At 67.4% G+C, this 15,432-nt stretch carries 18 protein-coding genes; 9 read left to right on the top strand and 9 right to left on the bottom strand.

Annotated features, from left to right (window positions below; genetic code table 11):
* The first annotated feature begins 1 nt into the window (after position 1).
* The 3 genes from JWQ81_RS32335 to JWQ81_RS32345 all read left to right on the top strand — a co-directional run bounded on the left by JWQ81_RS32335 (position 2) and on the right by JWQ81_RS32345 (position 3,743).
* Positions 2–1,303, top strand: a complete 1,302-nt coding sequence (locus JWQ81_RS32335) for a serine/threonine-protein kinase (protein ID WP_297547555.1) — start codon at positions 2–4, stop codon at positions 1,301–1,303.
* Entirely contained in the window at positions 1,300–3,270 is a 1,971-nt protein-coding gene (gene pknB / locus JWQ81_RS32340) for a Stk1 family PASTA domain-containing Ser/Thr kinase (protein ID WP_297547556.1), read from the top strand. The genes JWQ81_RS32335 and pknB overlap by 4 nt, the downstream gene beginning before the upstream one ends.
* A 281-nt stretch (positions 3,271–3,551) precedes the next feature.
* Positions 3,552–3,743, top strand: coding sequence for a DUF397 domain-containing protein (locus JWQ81_RS32345; RefSeq protein ID WP_297547557.1), 192 nt, complete (start codon positions 3,552–3,554; stop codon positions 3,741–3,743).
* Here the strand turns inward: JWQ81_RS32345 and JWQ81_RS32350 are convergent, their stop codons facing one another.
* From JWQ81_RS32350 to JWQ81_RS32370, 5 genes are all read right to left on the bottom strand, one after another.
* Positions 3,744–4,106, bottom strand: a complete 363-nt coding sequence (locus JWQ81_RS32350; RefSeq protein WP_297547558.1) for a hypothetical protein — start codon at positions 4,104–4,106, stop codon at positions 3,744–3,746. It lies immediately after the preceding gene.
* 102 nt (positions 4,107–4,208) lie between these two features.
* Positions 4,209–4,862 (bottom strand): class I SAM-dependent methyltransferase, encoded by a 654-nt coding sequence (locus JWQ81_RS32355; RefSeq protein WP_297547559.1) that lies wholly within the window; start codon positions 4,860–4,862, stop codon positions 4,209–4,211.
* Positions 4,863–5,070: 208 nt separating this feature from the next.
* Positions 5,071–5,715 (bottom strand): hypothetical protein, encoded by a 645-nt coding sequence (locus tag JWQ81_RS32360; protein WP_297547560.1) that lies wholly within the window; start codon positions 5,713–5,715, stop codon positions 5,071–5,073.
* Positions 5,709–6,518 (bottom strand): ABC transporter ATP-binding protein, encoded by an 810-nt coding sequence (locus JWQ81_RS32365; protein ID WP_297547561.1) that lies wholly within the window; start codon positions 6,516–6,518, stop codon positions 5,709–5,711. Before JWQ81_RS32365 ends, JWQ81_RS32360 begins: the two co-directional genes overlap by 7 nt.
* Complete coding sequence (locus JWQ81_RS32370; RefSeq protein ID WP_297547658.1) at positions 6,515–7,156, bottom strand: aminodeoxychorismate/anthranilate synthase component II; 642 nt, start codon at positions 7,154–7,156, stop codon at positions 6,515–6,517. Before JWQ81_RS32370 ends, JWQ81_RS32365 begins: the two co-directional genes overlap by 4 nt.
* Before the next feature lie 112 nt (positions 7,157–7,268).
* Between JWQ81_RS32370 and JWQ81_RS32375 the strand changes: the two genes are divergently transcribed.
* Positions 7,269–8,588 (top strand): pyridine nucleotide-disulfide oxidoreductase, encoded by a 1,320-nt coding sequence (locus JWQ81_RS32375; protein ID WP_297547659.1) that lies wholly within the window; start codon positions 7,269–7,271, stop codon positions 8,586–8,588.
* A 15-nt stretch (positions 8,589–8,603) separates the two neighbouring features.
* Here JWQ81_RS32375 and JWQ81_RS32380 read toward each other — a convergent pair whose 3' ends face one another.
* Together JWQ81_RS32380 and JWQ81_RS32385 are read right to left on the bottom strand one after the other, a co-directional pair.
* Entirely contained in the window at positions 8,604–9,266 is a 663-nt protein-coding gene (locus JWQ81_RS32380) for a response regulator transcription factor (protein WP_297547562.1), read from the bottom strand.
* Positions 9,206–11,062 (bottom strand): sensor histidine kinase, encoded by a 1,857-nt coding sequence (locus tag JWQ81_RS32385; protein WP_297547563.1) that lies wholly within the window; start codon positions 11,060–11,062, stop codon positions 9,206–9,208. The genes JWQ81_RS32380 and JWQ81_RS32385 overlap by 61 nt, the downstream gene beginning before the upstream one ends.
* 147 nt (positions 11,063–11,209) lie before the next feature.
* Between JWQ81_RS32385 and JWQ81_RS32390 the strand changes: the two genes are divergently transcribed.
* The 5 genes from JWQ81_RS32390 to JWQ81_RS32410 all read left to right on the top strand — a co-directional run bounded on the left by JWQ81_RS32390 (position 11,210) and on the right by JWQ81_RS32410 (position 14,354).
* The gene (locus tag JWQ81_RS32390; RefSeq protein ID WP_297547564.1) at positions 11,210–11,920 is read left to right on the top strand and encodes an ABC transporter ATP-binding protein; all 711 of its coding nucleotides are present in this window, start codon (positions 11,210–11,212) and stop codon (positions 11,918–11,920) included.
* Positions 11,921–11,933: 13 nt separating this feature from the next.
* Positions 11,934–12,662 (top strand): ABC transporter permease, encoded by a 729-nt coding sequence (locus JWQ81_RS32395; protein ID WP_297547565.1) that lies wholly within the window; start codon positions 11,934–11,936, stop codon positions 12,660–12,662.
* A gap of 128 nt (positions 12,663–12,790) precedes the next feature.
* Entirely contained in the window at positions 12,791–13,237 is a 447-nt protein-coding gene (locus JWQ81_RS32400; RefSeq protein ID WP_297547566.1) for a polyketide cyclase, read from the top strand.
* Between the two features lie 19 nt (positions 13,238–13,256).
* Positions 13,257–13,835 carry a dihydrofolate reductase family protein gene (locus JWQ81_RS32405; protein ID WP_297547567.1) on the top strand — a complete coding sequence of 193 codons (579 nt, stop codon included), beginning with the start codon at positions 13,257–13,259 and terminating at the stop codon, positions 13,833–13,835.
* Between the two features lie 126 nt (positions 13,836–13,961).
* The gene (locus JWQ81_RS32410) at positions 13,962–14,354 is read left to right on the top strand and encodes an SCO5389 family protein (protein ID WP_297547568.1); all 393 of its coding nucleotides are present in this window, start codon (positions 13,962–13,964) and stop codon (positions 14,352–14,354) included.
* A gap of 83 nt (positions 14,355–14,437) precedes the next feature.
* Here JWQ81_RS32410 and JWQ81_RS32415 read toward each other — a convergent pair whose 3' ends face one another.
* The gene (locus JWQ81_RS32415) at positions 14,438–14,596 is read right to left on the bottom strand and encodes a hypothetical protein (RefSeq protein ID WP_297547569.1); all 159 of its coding nucleotides are present in this window, start codon (positions 14,594–14,596) and stop codon (positions 14,438–14,440) included.
* Positions 14,596–15,426, bottom strand: a complete 831-nt coding sequence (locus JWQ81_RS32420; RefSeq protein ID WP_297547660.1) for a class E sortase — start codon at positions 15,424–15,426, stop codon at positions 14,596–14,598. The genes JWQ81_RS32415 and JWQ81_RS32420 overlap by 1 nt, the downstream gene beginning before the upstream one ends.
* Between the last annotated feature and the right edge of the window lie 6 nt (positions 15,427–15,432).

Below are 15,432 nucleotides of genomic sequence, written 5' to 3' on the forward strand. Positions count from 1 at the left end.
CATGCTGTCCTCGGGTCTGCTGCTGGCCGAGCGCTACAAACTGACGAACCGCATCGCCGTCGGCGGTATGGGCGAGGTTTGGCAGGCCAGTGACACCCGGTTGGACCGCATCGTCGCGGTGAAAGTACTCAAAGGGGAGCTTTCGGGCGACGCCGAGTTCCTTCACCGGTTCCGTACCGAGGCCCGGATGACGGCTTCGCTCAACCATCCCGGCATCGCGGCGGTCCATGACTACGGCGAGACGATCGAGCCCGGAACCCAGCCCGAAGAGGGCGACGCTCCCGGCGCGCACCACGTCGCGTACCTGGTGATGGAATTCGTCGAGGGTGATCCGCTCGCCGGCATCCTCGCCAGGGAAGGCCGCATCTCGCCGGAACGCACGCTCGACATCCTCGAGCAGGCGGGCCGCGGTCTGCAGGCCGCGCACGAAAACGGCCTGGTGCACCGGGACGTCAAACCGGGCAACATCCTGGTGACCCCGACCGGGCAGGTGAAGATCACCGACTTCGGCATCGCGAAGGCCGCTGACGCCGCGCCGGTCACCCGGGGCGGCATGGTGATGGGCACCGCGCACTACATCGCGCCGGAGCAGGCGCTTGGCCAGGACGCGGAACCGGCGAGCGACGTCTACTCGCTGGCCGTGTGCGGGTACGAATGCCTGACCGGGCACCGGCCGTTCCTGTCGGAGAACGCGGTGACAGTCGCGATGATGCACATCCGGGACCTCCCGCCGCCGCTGCCGCCGGACGTGCCGCCCGGCGTCCGCGCGGTGATCGAAGCTACCTTGGTCAAGGACCCCCGCCAGCGCTACAACAATGGGGGCGAGTTCGCGGCCGCCGTGGCCGCAGTCCGGGCGGGGCTCCCACTCCCCACACCGTCAGGGCTGGTCAACGTCGCCTACGCCCCGATACCGGTCAACCCGCACAACACGGTCGGCCCCGGATCGCATCCCATGATGCGCCCGGTCCCGCCGCCGGGGATGCACCCGATGCAACAGCACCTCATGCAGCAACCACTGATGCCGCGGCCCCGACGGCGCAGCCAGGCAGGTTGGTGGGTGCTGCTGGTGGTGATCCTCGTCGCGCTCGCGGTGGCAGTGGCGGTGGTAGTCGTGAAACTGGTGGGGTCCGGCGTCAGCGGCAAGCCGACGACAACCGAACAAAGACCCGGCGGGCTGCCGGCCATCACGTCGGTCCCGGCCGGCGGACCACCTGACCACGTAGCACCAGGCCAGACCCAGAGCGAAGGCCCACAAGGCATGATGACCACACCTTGGACGGAATGGAACGGCACGCAGAAATGAGCACACCCAGACTGCTCTCCAACCGGTACGAGCTGGGCGACACGCTCGGCTACGGAGGCATGTCCGAGGTCCACCACGGGCACGACGTGCGGCTGGGCCGGGAGGTGGCCATCAAGATCCTGCGCGCGGACCTCGCGCGGGATCCACAGTTCCAGGAACGGTTCCGGCGTGAGGCACAGAACGCGGCCGCGCTGAACCACCCGGCCATCGTCGCGGTGTACGACACCGGTGAGGCGCAGACCGAAGTCGGTCCGCTGCCGTACATCGTGATGGAGTACGTCGAAGGCCGGACGCTGCGCGACATCGTCAAGACCGAAGGCCCGATGTCGCAGAAGCGGGCCATGGAGGTCATGGCCGACGTCTGCGCGGCGCTGGACTTCTCGCACCGCCACGGGATCATCCACCGCGACGTCAAACCCGCGAACGTGATGATCACCAAGAACGGCGCGGTCAAGGTGATGGACTTCGGCATCGCCAGGGCGCTGCACGACGGCCAGGCCGCGATGACCCAGACCGCCGCGGTGATAGGGACCGCGCAGTACCTCTCCCCGGAGCAGGCACGCGGTGAGCAGGTCGACGCGCGAAGCGACGTCTACGCCGCCGGCTGCGTGCTCTACGAACTCATCACCGGCGAACCGCCCTTCACCGGCGACTCGCCGGTCGCCGTGGCGTACCAGCACGTCCGGGAAGACCCGCACCCGCCGTCGACGGTGAACCCGGCCGTCTCCCCGGAGCTGGACGCCGTCGTGCTGAAGGCGCTGGCCAAGGGCCCGGCGAACCGCTACCAGTCGTCCGCCGAAATGCGCTCCGACCTGGTCCGGACGTTGTCGGGCCAGCGCCCGTCCGCGCCGATGGTGATGTCCGAGGACGAGCGCACCCAGGTGATGGACTCGGACCGCCGCCAGCCGCAGCGCTACGACGAATACGCCGACGACGACCCGGAAGCCGAGGCCGCCGCCAAGCGCAAACGCCGCACGGTCATCGCGGTCATCAGCGCCGTGCTCGTAGCGGTCATCGTGCTGCTGATCCTGTTGCTCAACGGCACCTTCAAGAACAGCGGCACCAAGGTCGCGGTACCGGATGTCACGGGTCAGCTGCTTGCCCAAGCGAGGGACACCCTGCAAACCAGCGGGTTCACCAACATCGTCCCGAAGAACGTGACGTGTGGCGGCACCCCCGTCGCGGGTCAGCCGACGTGCTCCCTGGATCAGGTCAACCACGTCATCTCGATGGACCCGCCCGGAAAGACGCCGACGCTGACCACCACGGCCATCACCCTCTCCGTAGGAACGGCGCCGAACCAGGTCCCGGTTCCGGATCTCACCGGCCTGTCGCAGGTCGATGCGGGGACGAAGCTCACCCAAGCGAGCCTTCAGCTGAACCCGAACATCCAGCAGGTGGACGTCACCGACCAGACCCAAGACGGCAAGGTCCAGACACAAACCCCGGCAGCGGGAACTTCGGTTGCTCCCAACGCGTCCGTCCAGATCACCGTCGGGAAGTTTCAGACGCAGGCGAACGTCCCGGACGTCACCAATGAGAGCTACAACGACGCGAACACCCAGCTGACCGGTTTGGGCTTCAAGGTCAAGAAGACGTCGACGGCCGGATCCCAGCCCAAGGACACCGTGATCGACCAGAGCATCAAGGGCCTTCCGGCTCCGAAGGGCACCACGATCACGCTGACCGTGTCGGACGGCTCGCAAGGTCAGATCACGATGCCCGACCTGACCGGCAAGACCTACGACCAGGCAGTGGCCGCGCTGCAGGCCAAGGGCTGGAACGGTCAGCCGACCCAGCGGTCCGACAAGTCGAGCGACCCCACCGCCACCAACACCGTCACCAGGACGGATCCGGCCGCGGGCAGTCAGATCGCAAAGGACCAGGCAGTGTCGATCTACGTCGCCGAACCCAACGGCGGCAGCACCACACCGACGACTTCAGGTCTCTTCCCGCCGAGTCACTGATAACTGACGAAGGCCCCGTACCGGTTCCATTCGGTGCGGGGCCTTCGTCATTCGTCCAGCCAGGTCATCTCGAAGTCACCGATGATCTGCTGCAGCTGAAACACCCGATCGGCTGGCTCCGCCTGGTGAATCACCCGGTTCTCGAGCCACTGGAACGGGCGCCTAATCGACACCCAAGTCAGCACGCATGACTCGCCAAGGCGCGCTGCGCCGCAACGGCCGACCGTCCTTACGGCTGGAAGCGATCCTCAGCGAAGCAGCACTACGTCGGGTGCAATGTGATGACTGCCCCGAACCTCACTACCGCCACCTGGATCAAGAGCAGCTACAGCGGTGGCAACGGCGGTAGCTGTGTCGAGGTCTCGCTCACCGCTCGGACTGTCGGTATCCGGGACTCCAAAGACCGCACCGCCTGCCACCTCGCCGTCCCCGCCGACGCCTGGCTCGCGCTGACCAGCGCTGTCAGCGCCTGATCACACCTCTTCGTCGAGGAACTGGCGGACGCTGGCGAGGACGTCTTCGTTATCCGACATCGAGCCGCACGACAGGTCCAACTCCTCGATGGTGCCGGAGCGCTTGATCTTCAGCGACAGTTTCTGGGTCTCCTTGCGTCGGCCGAGCCAGCCGAACAGTGAGGTGCAGAAGACTGTCGCCGACCTGCTGGTCACCGCGACCACCACCGAATCGACCACGCCGCCGAACTGACCGGCCTGGACCGGGATTTCGGCGAGCTGGACGCGGCCGCGGAGTTCGTCCTCGTCGCGCAGCCAGGCCGCAAGCTGCCGCAGCTCATCGCCCGACCCAGGCACGGTGATAGCGACAATCCCAGATGTCAACGGACGTTCCCCTCGCTTCGGCGGAGGGCGAGCGTACCGTCGAATCGCGTCAAACCTAAAGACCCGATCGGGTAATCGCACTCTGCAATTTGCAGTTCACGCTCAGGGTTTGCGGACCAGGAGGTGCCCCTGCTGCGTCTTCTCGTCCGGGCCTGGTTCGGCCAGCAGCTCTCCGACCATGACGAACCCGGCCTGACGCAACAGGTCGGCGATCCGGGCAGGCGGCAAGCGGTAGGCGTCGTAGGAAACCGTGTGTCCGAACCGCTGCCACAGCGGTCCAGGATTCCGGCGCTCGTCACCGACCTGGAACGCGACGAGCAAATGCCCACCGGACGCCAGCACCCGGAAGAACTCCGCGAACACCGCGGGATGCACCTCCGGCGGGACGTGAATGATCGAGTACCACGCCACAATGCCGCCGAGCGACCTGTCCCGCTGGTCCAGCGCGGTCATCGAACCCACCTCGAACCGCAGCTCCGGATACTCCCGGCGAGCGATCGCGATCATCCGCGGCGACAAGTCGACACCGAACGTGTCGAGCCCGAGCGCGTCCAGATGTGCCGTCACCCGCCCAGGCCCACACCCGATGTCCGCCGCCGGGCCAACATCCGCAGCCCGCACAACCTCAACGAACGCGGCTAACATCGCCCGCCCGAGCGGCCGAAGCGCCAACTCATCACGCACGTAGTCGGTGTAGTCGGCCGCCACGGTGTCGTACGCATCCCGAGTCGCCGTCAGGTAGGAGGGTTCCGTCATGCCCCGACACGCTAGCGGTTTTCCCTTGCGACACACCCGCCCCCGCGCGCTACCGTCCTCGGTGACGTCAATTCCCCGCCCGCAACGCCCGGTATTCATCCCTGCCGACGACTTCTTGGCCCTGCTCGGGGACTTGCCGAGGGCCAACTCCGAGGAGTTCTTCGCCGACATGGACGCAGCTGTCGATACAGATCCACACCATGCCACCTCAGCTGCGGCGGCGGGCCAGGGTGCCGACGGTGGTCGCGCTTAACGCCAGCACGACGGCGCAGACGACGGTGGCGACGAGGATCGGCTCTTCGATGGGCTTGTCGTTGGTCATCGCGGACAACATCGGGTTCACCAGCGGAATCCAGCGCGAAAGGATCACGAGGCCGAGTACGACCAGCGCCGAAATCACCGTCCAGCCGGCGCGCGCGACGAGCAGGCGCGAGCAGGGCAGGCCGATCGCGATGCCGAGCGCCGCGCACGACAGGTGAGCCAGCGCCGAAAGGCCGAGGGAGCCGGTGAAACCGTTGTGGTGCTCGACAACGGACCAGGTTTCGGAAACGACCGTCATCGCCGCGGCACACAGCAACACCGTCAGCACCACACCCGTGATCAGCGGCCACCATTTACGCGCGTGGCTCAACGTGACCAGCCGCTGGACGGGATCTTCGACGTCGAGCAGTGCGATCGTGAGCCAGCAGGACACGATCATCAGGGTCGCCGCGCTGACGGCGAATTCCGGAACCGGCGGCGAAGTCGGAAAGGTGTACTGGATCGACAGCACCGCGAGGAACAGCAGCGCACCAGGGACATAGCGCTGAGAATGGCCCAGCAGAGCCAAGTTGTAGCGGGTCACAGCTAGCACGGGACGACCTCGCGAACGGACCACCCGCGTTGCAGCGCCAGCAGAAGTACGGCGTCCGAACGCGGTGCCGGCACGGTCAGCTCGACCCGCTCGCCGGTCGACTTCGTGAGCAGGACGTCCGGCTCGTCGAGCCAGTCACCCTCCCCAGGGCCGTCGAGGACGATCCGCACGTCGGGACCACGGACGTCGACCTGCTCGGTTCGCGACAGTTTTCCCCGCACGATGCGGAAAACCTCGTCGGCGTGCTCGTGCGCGATCGCCGGCCTGTGGTCCGTGAACACGACGCTCGCGCCGCGCTCTTTTGTCTCCGCGACGAGTTCGCCGAGCACGTCGTGCGCCTCGGCGTCGAGGCCGGACCATGGTTCGTCGAGCACCAGAAGGTCCGGCCGGACGAGCACCGCCTGGGCGAGCCCGACCTTCTGCGCATTGCCCTTCGACAGCTGCCGCAGCGGCATTCGCGGGCCGCCGACCAGCGCGAGCCTGTCGAGCAGGACGTCGACCTCGGACAGCCCGGCCAACCCGTGGATGCGGCCCATGTGCCGCAGGTACGCCCGCGCGCCCATCCGTTGCGCGGCGGGAAAACGATCCGGCAGGTAGCCCACGGTCGGCTGTCCTGTCATCGTGCCCGAGCTCTGCCTCGACAGCCCCGCGAGGATGCGCAGCAACGTCGACTTGCCGGACCCGTTCGCGCCCAGAATCCCGATCACCCGCCCGGCTACGACCCGCAGGTCGACGCCATCGAGCACCGGATCCCCCTGCCCGAAGCGCTTACCGACCCCGGCGAGCTCGACCAGCACGGTCACGCAACGGCGGACTTTTGCAAGGCGCGGGTCGCCTGCTCCAGCTCGTCCACAATAGACTCCGCGACCGGGTGCCCGGCGGCGGCCATCCAGTTGGCGAGCATCCGGTGGCCGCCTTCGGTGAGCACCGACTCCGGGTGGAACTGCACGCCCTCGAGCGGCAGCGTCCGGTGCCGCATGCCCATCACGACGCCGGAATCGGTGCGCCCGGTGACTTCGAACTCCGGCCCGATGGTGTCGGGCACCACAGTCAGCGAGTGATAGCGGGTGGCGGTGAACCCGTCCGGCAGCCCGGCGAGCACGCCGGCGCCATTGTGGTGGACCTTGCTGGTCTTGCCGTGCAGCAGCTCGTGCGCACGGTCGACGGTCGCCCCGAAGGCGACCCCCAGCGCCTGGTGTCCGAGGCAGACACCAAGCATCGGCACGCCTTCGGCGGCGCAGCGCTTGACGACGTCGATGCTCTGACCAGCGCGTTCGGGAGTTCCGGGGCCGGGCGAGACGAGCACGGCGTCGAACTCGGTGATCCGGTCCAGGTCGACGACGTCGTTGCGCCAGACCGTGCACTCGGCGCCGAGTTGGGCCAGGTACTGGACCAGGTTGTAAACGAAGCTGTCGTAGTTGTCGACGACGAGGACGCGCATGACGCCCAGCTTAGCTGGTCCCACCTGCTGGACCGTACGCCAAATCACAATGAAAGTTAGGACTGCCTAACTTACCGTGGGTACGGTGAGCCGATCCCTTCGCGTAGCCATCGTGGGCGCAGGTCCCGCGGGCATTTACGCCGCCGACCTCCTCGACAAGTCCGACGCCGACGTCAGCATCGACCTGTTCGAGCGCATGCCGGCGCCGTTCGGGCTGATCCGCTACGGCGTCGCCCCCGACCACCCCCGGATCAAGGGCATCGTCACCGCCCTGCACAAGGTGCTCGACAAACCGTCCATCCGCCTGCTCGGCAACGTCGACTACGGCACCGACATCAAGCTCGACGACCTGCGCGAGTTCTACGACGCTGTCATCTTCTCCACCGGCGCGACGGCCGACCGCACGCTCGACATCGACGGTGTCGAACTGGACGGCAGTTACGGCGCCGCCGACTTCGTGTCCTGGTACGACGGCCACCCGGACGTCCCGCGCACGTGGCCGCTCAACGCGACCAGCGTCGCCGTGCTGGGCGTCGGCAATGTCGCGCTCGACGTCGCGCGGATCCTCGCGAAGACCGCCGACGAGCTGCTGACCACCGACATCCCGGCGAACGTCTACGACGGTCTCCAGGCCAGCCCGGTCACCGACGTCCACGTCTTCGGCCGCCGCGGCCCCGCGCAGGCGAAGTTCACCCCACTTGAGCTGCGCGAACTCGACCACTCACCGAACGTCGAGGTGATCGTCGACCCCGAGGACATCGAGTTCGACGAAGGCAGCATCGCGACGCTTCGCGCGTCGAAGCAGGCCGACATGGTCGTGAAGACGCTGCAGGAATGGGCGATCCGCGACCAGGGCACCCGCCCGAAGCGCCTGCACCTGCACTTCTTCCACTCGCCGTCCGAGATCGTCGGTGAGGACGGTCGCGTGACCGGCCTGCGGACCGAGCGCACCGAGCTGACCGGTGACGGGAACGTCCGCGGCACCGGCCAGTTCCACGACTGGGACGTCCAGGCCGTCTACCGCGCGGTCGGCTACCTGTCGACGCACCTGGCCGAGGTCCCGTTCGACCACAACGCGGGCGTCGTGCCCAACCAGGCCGGCCGGGTGCTGGACCTCGACGAGAACCAGCTTCCCGGCGTGTACGTCACCGGCTGGATCAAGCGCGGACCGATCGGCCTGATCGGGCACACCAAGGGCGACGCGGCCGAGACGGTCGCGAGCCTGTTGGCCGACGTCGACACGCTCGCCACTCCGGGCCAGGCCTCGCCCGCCGCGATTCTCGAGTTCCTGACCGAGCGCGGCGTCCCGTTCACGACCTGGGAAGGGTGGGGCAAGCTCGACGCCCACGAGCGCGCCCTCGGCGAGCCGCACGGCCGCGAGCGGATCAAGGTCGTCGAGCGCGAAGAGATGACCCGGGTTTCGCGCGCCTAGGACTCGTGAGCGACCCTAGCGCCCGCCCAGGTACGCGAGCACGGCCAGAACGCGGCGGTTGGTGTCGTCGGAAGCGACGATCCCGAGCTTCGCGAAGATGCTCGCGGTGTGCTTGGCGACCGCGCCCTCGCTGAAGAACAGGCGTGCGGCGATGGCGGCGTTCGAGCAGCCCTCGGCCATGGCACCGAGGACGTCGAGCTCACGCGGGGTCAGCACGCCCAGCGGGTCGTCCGCCGCGCTGCCGCCGCCGACCAGTTTCGCGATCACCTCGGGGTCCATCACCGTGCCGCCGTCGGCCACGCGGCGGACGGAGTCGATGAACTGCTCGGCGTTGAACACCCTGTCCTTGAGCAGGTAGCCGATCGCGCCGGTGCCATCGGCCAGCAACTCCCTCGCGTACAGCTGCTCGACGTGTTGGGAGAGCAGGAGAATCGGCAGGCCAGGGTGCTCGCGACGGGCGGCGAGGGCGACCTGCATGCCCTCGTCGGTGTTGGTCGGTGGCATCCGGACATCCACAATGGACACGTCCGGCCGGTGCTCGCGCAACGCCGCCTCCAGCTCCGGACCCGAGCCGACGGCCGCGACGACGTCGAACCCGTGCGCCATGAGCAGGTGTGTCAGGCCGTCTCGGAGGAGGTACTGGTCCTCGGCGATGACGGTTCTGGGTCGGGCTGGCACGTTAGCTCCACGGTCACCTTCGTCGGTCCCCCCGCCGGGCTTTCGAGCGTCAACCTACCGTCGAAGGCGCCGATCCGGCGCTCGATCCCGCGAAGTCCGGTCCCGCGTACCGGGCTCGCGCCGCCGCTGCCGTCGTCGGTGACCACCATCCGCAGTACCGAGCCGTCATACCGCAGGTCGACCGACGCGTACTTCGCCTCACCGTGCTTGACCGAGTTGCCGAGCAATTCGCACACCACGAAGTACACGCACGCCTCCGCCGGCCGCTCCAGCCGTTCCAGCGGCTCGATCGTCACCTCGACCTTCAACGGGCTGTCCAGCGCCACCGCGCGCACGGCGTCGGCTAGTCCGCGCTCGGACAACACCGGCGGGTGGATCCCGCGGACCAGGTCGCGCAGCTCGGTCAACGCCGTCGACGAGGACTCACGTAGGCCCCTGACCAGCTTCTTCGCCTCCGCCGGATCATTGTCGATCAGCGCCTCGACCGCGGCCAGCTTCATCCCCATCGCCACCAGCCGCGACTGGACGCCGTCATGGAGGTCGCGTTCGATCCGCCGCAACTCGGTCGCCTGCGCGTCGGTAACCGCCGTCCGCGTCCGCTCGACACGCTGGACGCGCTGAGCCAGTCGCGAAGCTTCGGTCGGACCGAGGAGCAGCCGTCCAAACCGCGCCTGCACACGGGCGAGCCACGGCGACACGACAATCGGGGCCAAGAAGAACGCAAGCGCGAGCGGGGTCGCCACGAGCGCCTGGACGTTCGTCGTGATGTGCGCGAAGCCAAAGGGCGCGAACCAAGTGAAGTCCGCCCAGTCAGTCTGCGTCGACCCGCCGAGCGGCCGCCAGATCCACAGGCACTGCAGCGCGATGAACCCGAAGCCGACCAGCGCGACCACCGGCAGCGCGAGGAGTCCGGAAACGAACGGGTTCAGCACCGCGGCGGCCGCGTCCCGGCGGGTCGCCTTGTCCTGCCACACCCACTTCATCCGGTCGAGCCTGCCCGGCCCCCACGGCTGGTCGTACAACCGGCGTCCCCGCTGGTAGAGCCCATCCGCGCGCGGCACCGGGAACGGCGGCGAGGGCAGATACGGACGATCGATGCGCACCCCGATCCACTCGGTCGACACCCGTCGGAACTCGTTGGTGACCTGCCGGGCGGCGACGACTGTCGGCGGGAAGATCTGCCAGACCCAGACCAGCACGAGAAGCTGCGGTGCCAGGAAGACGAACCCGGCCACGGACAGGCCGAACAGCGCCAACTGGTGCCAAAGTGCCTCGAAATGCCGGTTCAACCACCGCTGCGGCTTCACTCCCGGCTTCTTCGGAGTCAACGCATACAGCGTCCAACGCCCGTGAAGACGCAGTGCTGGCGGCCCGCTGAACAGCGACGACAAGGCCAGGAACGGGCTGACCAGTGGGTTCCAGAGCAGCCAGTAGACGTCGCGGGCGGTTGCCTGATCTTCGAACATCCAGTTCATCCGCCGCTGCACGCCGACCCACCAGGACCGCTTATAGAGCGAGTTTCCGTCGCGGTACCAGCCGTCGGCTTCCCGTTCCGGGTCAGTCGGCTTCAGCCAGTAGTAAGTCGGTATGTCGACTTCGCACCACTGCGCTGCCAGCCGACGCGCTGTTGCGATACGCGGCCGAGCTCGTTCGATCGCGGGTCCGAGGAAGAACACCAAACCGACACACAGGCAGCAGAACGCGAGGAAGACGATCACCAGGTCGAACAGCCCGGCGATCGCCAACCCCCCGAGTACGAACGCCCGTCCGACTGACAACACGTATCGGCGGACCATCGCACCTCCTCCCCTCGACCTGGATCCTGGCGCACGACGCCGGTCGGCACACTGCGTCCAGGGCCACAAAGGGGTGGACCCAGGCCCACCCCCAACCGGTGCCCAAGGGGATTCTGACACCCCGACCTGCGCAATAGCGTTTTTCCCATGCCACTCATCGAGGTCAAGAACCTCCGCAAGACCTACCGCGACAAGGTCGCCGTCGAAGACGTGTCCTTCACCGTCGAGCGCGGCGAGATCTTCGGGATCCTCGGCACGAACGGCGCCGGCAAGACCACGACCGTCGAATGCCTCCAGGGCCTCCGCACGCCGGACGCCGGGTCGATCTCGGTGCTGGGGCTGGATCCGCGGAAGGACGGTGTCGCGCTGCGACAGAAACTGGGTGCACAGCTGCAGGAGAGCCAGCTGCCGGAGAAGCTCAAGGTCATCGAGGCGCTCGAACTCTTCGCATCCTTCTACGACAACCCGGCAAACCCCGAGACGCTGATCGAGCAGCTCGGCCTGACCGAGAAGCGCAAGTCGTACTTCAAGGACCTCTCCGGCGGGCAGAAGCAGCGGTTGTCGATCGCGCTCGCACTGGTCGGCAATCCGGAGATCGCGGTGCTCGACGAGTTGACCACCGGCCTCGACCCGCACGCCCGCCGAGACACCTGGAAGTTGATCGAAGACGTCCGCGACCACGGCGTCACCGTCATCCTCGTGACCCACTTCATGGACGAGGCGCAGCGCCTGTGCGACCGCATCGCCGTGATCGACGGCGGCCGCGTGTGCGCCCTCGACACCCCGGCGGGTCTGATGGCCACCGCCGCCGAAGCCACCCTCGACGACGCGTTCGTCGCCCTGACCGGCCGAAACTGAACGGACCACGATCATGAACGCGCTCGCCAAACTCACCAGGACCGAAGCGAAACTACAGCTGCGCACACCGACATTTCTGCTGCTGGGTGCACTCTTCCCCAGCGTCATCCTGCTCGCGGTCGGGTCCATTCCCGGGATGCAGCAGTCCTATCAGGGTGGACCCCGGTTCATAGACGCCTGGGCACCGTCGCTGATCGTGATGGCCATAACCGTCCTGGGGCTGCAATCGATCCCGGCCTATCTGGCCACCTACCGCGAACGCGGCATCCTGCGCCGGCTCGCGACCACCCCGGTGCACCCGGGCAAGCTCCTGCTCGCACAACTTGTGATCAACGTGGTCGTCGTCCTGATCGGTGTCGGCCTGCTGCTGGTGGTCGGCGCGACCGTCTTCCACATCCCCGGGCCGAAACACCCGCTCGGTTTCGCGCTGGCACTGGTCGTCGGCATCGGCTCGGTCTTCGGTATCGGCCTGCTGGCCGCCGCGCTGGCCAGGACCAGCCGCGGCGCGGGCGGTCTCGCGGCGATCGCATTGTTCCCGGTGATGATCCTCGGCGGCGTCTACCTGCCGCGGCAGTTCCTGCCGGGCGTACTCAAGACGATCGGCGAGTTCACTCCGCCGGGAGTGCAGGCGCTGCAGGATTCCTGGACCGGCGGCGGCCCCCAACCGCTGCAGTCCGCGGTACTCGCCGTGTTCACTGTCGCGATCATCGCGCTCGCGACTCGTCTCTTCCGTTGGGAATGAACTGTGGTGGGTGTCGAATTGCGTAGAGCCCGTTCGTCGACAGGGTGAGAGGCCGGCAACGGGCGGCCGTCACGCACAGGAGGCCCACTGTGTGCCAGGAGAACGTAAGCGCCACCCTGACTGTCGCCGTGCCCGCCACAAGGGTTTTCGCGGTGCTGGCAGATCCGACGACCCATGCTGCGATCGATGGCACCGGCTGGGTTCAGGAATCTGTCGACCAGGCACCGCTGTCCGGAGTGGGCCAGATTTTCCGGATGGACATGTATCACGCCAACCATCCAGCCGGTGACTACCGGGTGGTCAACAAGGTCGAGGTGCTCGAATCGCCGCGCACCATCGGCTGGCTGACGGGGTCCGAGAAGGTCGACGGCGACCTGGAGTTCGGTGGCTGGATCTGGCGCTACGACCTGGCGCCGCTCGGTCCGTCCGACACCGAGGTCACGCTCACCTACGACTGGTCGGCGGTGCCGCAGTTCCGCCGGGAGTACATCCAGTTCCCGCCGTTCGGTCCCGAGCATCTCATCAACTCGCTGCACCACCTGGCCGCGCTCGCCGCACCGGCGTTCCGGAACTAGTCGACACCTGGAGGGCATCATGACCGCTACCTACACCTTCGACGTCTTTTCCAGTCTGGATGGCTTCGGCGCCGCTGGCGGCGATTGGACTGGCTACTGGGGCAAGCAAGGCCCCGAACTACTCGAGCACCGCCTCGCCTTGTACGGCGGGGAGCAGCGGATGGTCTTCGGAGCCACCACGTATCGGGCGTTCGCGCAGATGTTGGCCTCGAGCACCGTGGAGTCCGAAGTGCGTGACCCCTGGGTCACCCAGATGAGGAGCCTGCCGGCAACGGTGGTGTCGACCACGCTGCAAGGACCGCTCGACTGGCCGGACGCGACCGTCGTGAGCGGCGACGCCGTCGACGTCGTCGCCCGGCTCAAGGAGGAGTCCGAGGCGCCGTTGCGCTCGCACGGAAGCCTGGCGATGAACCGGGCACTGATGGCCGCCGGTCTGGTCGACCGCGTCCAGGTGACGGTCTTCCCGGTGATCACCGGGAAGACCGGACTGGGCCCGATCTTCGAGGGTGCGGCCGACTTCGACCTCGAGCTGCTCGAGAGCCTCACGCTCGACGGCCACATCCAAGAGCTCATCTACCGGCCCACCCTGCATGTCTGAGTCATCACAAATGATCAGCCATATTGGTGATGATTGTCGTTTTCTCTTGTGGCTCACCGGCAAGCCCGGTAACTAGGAAAGGGTGTCCGCCACTTCGGCGGGCACCCTTTGACCACGGAGGTTCTCTTGTCGCTTGACGTTTCCCCCGCGCTGCTCGAAAAGGCCGAACGCGGTGAGGTGGCCGACGCGGAGTTCGTCGCCTGTGTGCGGGAGTCGCTGCCCTATGCGTGGGACGTGATCACCACGGTGATCGCCGACCTCGAAGGCGCGACGGACGGGTTCGCCGACCACGAGACACCTCCGCCGAGCGAAGCCGAACGCGGTCAGCTGCTGCGCGCGCTGGCGTCGGACGCGATCCGCGGTGGCCTGGAACGGCATTTCGGCGTGAAGCTGGCCTTCCAGAACTGCCACCGCGTCGGGGCGTTCACGCCCGCCGAAGTCGACAGCGACCGGTACCGCGCCTTCATCTCACCCCGCGGCCAGCTGCTGAACCAATCGCCTGAGCTGCGCGACTGCTGAGGCTACGGACGTTCCCTCGGGGCCATCCTGATGGCGGCCGCCGCATTGGCTTCCAACGCCACGGGGATGGTCCCGAGGGGTCTTTACTGCTGCACCGAGACGTCGTTGAAGGGCAGCATCGGCTCCACCCAGGGGAAGATCACGAACAACAGCAGGGCCACGACGGCCAGGACGAGGACGCCGGCGGTCAACGCCTTCGCCCCCGTGGTCCCGGGCAGCCGTCGCCAGATCCAGGCGTACATCAGCTGGCCTCCCCAAGCTTCGACAGCAAGTCCCCATAGCTCTTGACCTGCGTCTTCGGCACCTGGCGGACCAGCACCGAGGTCACGATGAGCCGCTGCTTGTCGGAGAACTGCGGGTTGCACGTCGTCAGCGTCAGCAGCGCGATCTGCGACGCCGTCGGGATGACGTCGACAACCTGGTACGGCACCGGGTTCACCGCGTTGCCCTGGGTGGGCAGCACGATCTTGCGGCCGGACGTCTGGCCGTAGACACCGCCGCCCGCCTGGCTCGGGTCGCGGAGCGTGGACACGCCGGCGCACTTCGGGTCCTTGCCCTTGCCGGTCGCCCAGCCGTTGATCTCGTCGTCGTGTGGCAGGACCTTGTAGACGAAGAAGTCCGTCTGGGTCTCGATGAGGATCGAATCGCACGAGTTCAACTGGTCGAGGTCGTTGAACGGCGCGCCCTTGCCGACGCGGTGGCCGGCGACGGCGAAGTTGCCGGGCAGCCCGGGCAGCGCCGTCCCCTTGTAGTGGCCGGGCCCGATCGCCAGCGCGTTCTCGTCGGTGCCTTCCTGGATGGTGAAGTGGTAGTCGGCGCCGAACGACGGGATGTACATCCGCGCGAACGCCTGGCCGTCGATCAGCTCGGGGTGCAGCGCCCGATCCTTGGCCCACTGGTTGTCCAGGGTCGAACTCGCGTCGGCCTGCTTCGCCGCGGAGAACAAGTCGGTGACGTACAGCTCGTAGACGACGAAGAGCAGGACGATCAGCCCGGCCGTGATGAACAGTTCGCCGACCGTCCGGACGGCGATACTGCCCGGGCCAGGGCGGTGCGGCGCCGGGCCGTCCACCGCGAC

Origin of the sequence: Amycolatopsis sp., assembly GCF_025464955.1 — a bacterium.
Taxonomy (GTDB): domain Bacteria; phylum Actinomycetota; class Actinomycetes; order Mycobacteriales; family Pseudonocardiaceae; genus Amycolatopsis.

What these genes read in the sequence shown, in the direction of transcription:
- JWQ81_RS32405 (WP_297547567.1), top strand. Translation starts at nt 13,257, where the DNA reads ATGACCGCTACCTACACCTTCGACGTCTTTTCCAGTCTGGATGGCTTC.
- JWQ81_RS32390 (WP_297547564.1), top strand. Translation starts at nt 11,210, where the DNA reads ATGCCACTCATCGAGGTCAAGAACCTCCGCAAGACCTACCGCGACAAG.
- JWQ81_RS32385 (WP_297547563.1), bottom strand. Translation starts at nt 11,062, where the DNA reads ATGGTCCGCCGATACGTGTTGTCAGTCGGACGGGCGTTCGTACTCGGG.
- JWQ81_RS32370 (WP_297547658.1), bottom strand. Translation starts at nt 7,156, where the DNA reads ATGCGCGTCCTCGTCGTCGACAACTACGACAGCTTCGTTTACAACCTG.
- JWQ81_RS32335 (WP_297547555.1), top strand. Translation starts at nt 2, where the DNA reads ATGCTGTCCTCGGGTCTGCTGCTGGCCGAGCGCTACAAACTGACGAAC.
- JWQ81_RS32395 (WP_297547565.1), top strand. Translation starts at nt 11,934, where the DNA reads ATGAACGCGCTCGCCAAACTCACCAGGACCGAAGCGAAACTACAGCTG.
- JWQ81_RS32345 (WP_297547557.1), top strand. Translation starts at nt 3,552, where the DNA reads ATGACTGCCCCGAACCTCACTACCGCCACCTGGATCAAGAGCAGCTAC.
- JWQ81_RS32415 (WP_297547569.1), bottom strand. Translation starts at nt 14,596, where the DNA reads ATGTACGCCTGGATCTGGCGACGGCTGCCCGGGACCACGGGGGCGAAG.
- pknB (WP_297547556.1), top strand. Translation starts at nt 1,300, where the DNA reads ATGAGCACACCCAGACTGCTCTCCAACCGGTACGAGCTGGGCGACACG.
- JWQ81_RS32355 (WP_297547559.1), bottom strand. Translation starts at nt 4,862, where the DNA reads ATGACGGAACCCTCCTACCTGACGGCGACTCGGGATGCGTACGACACC.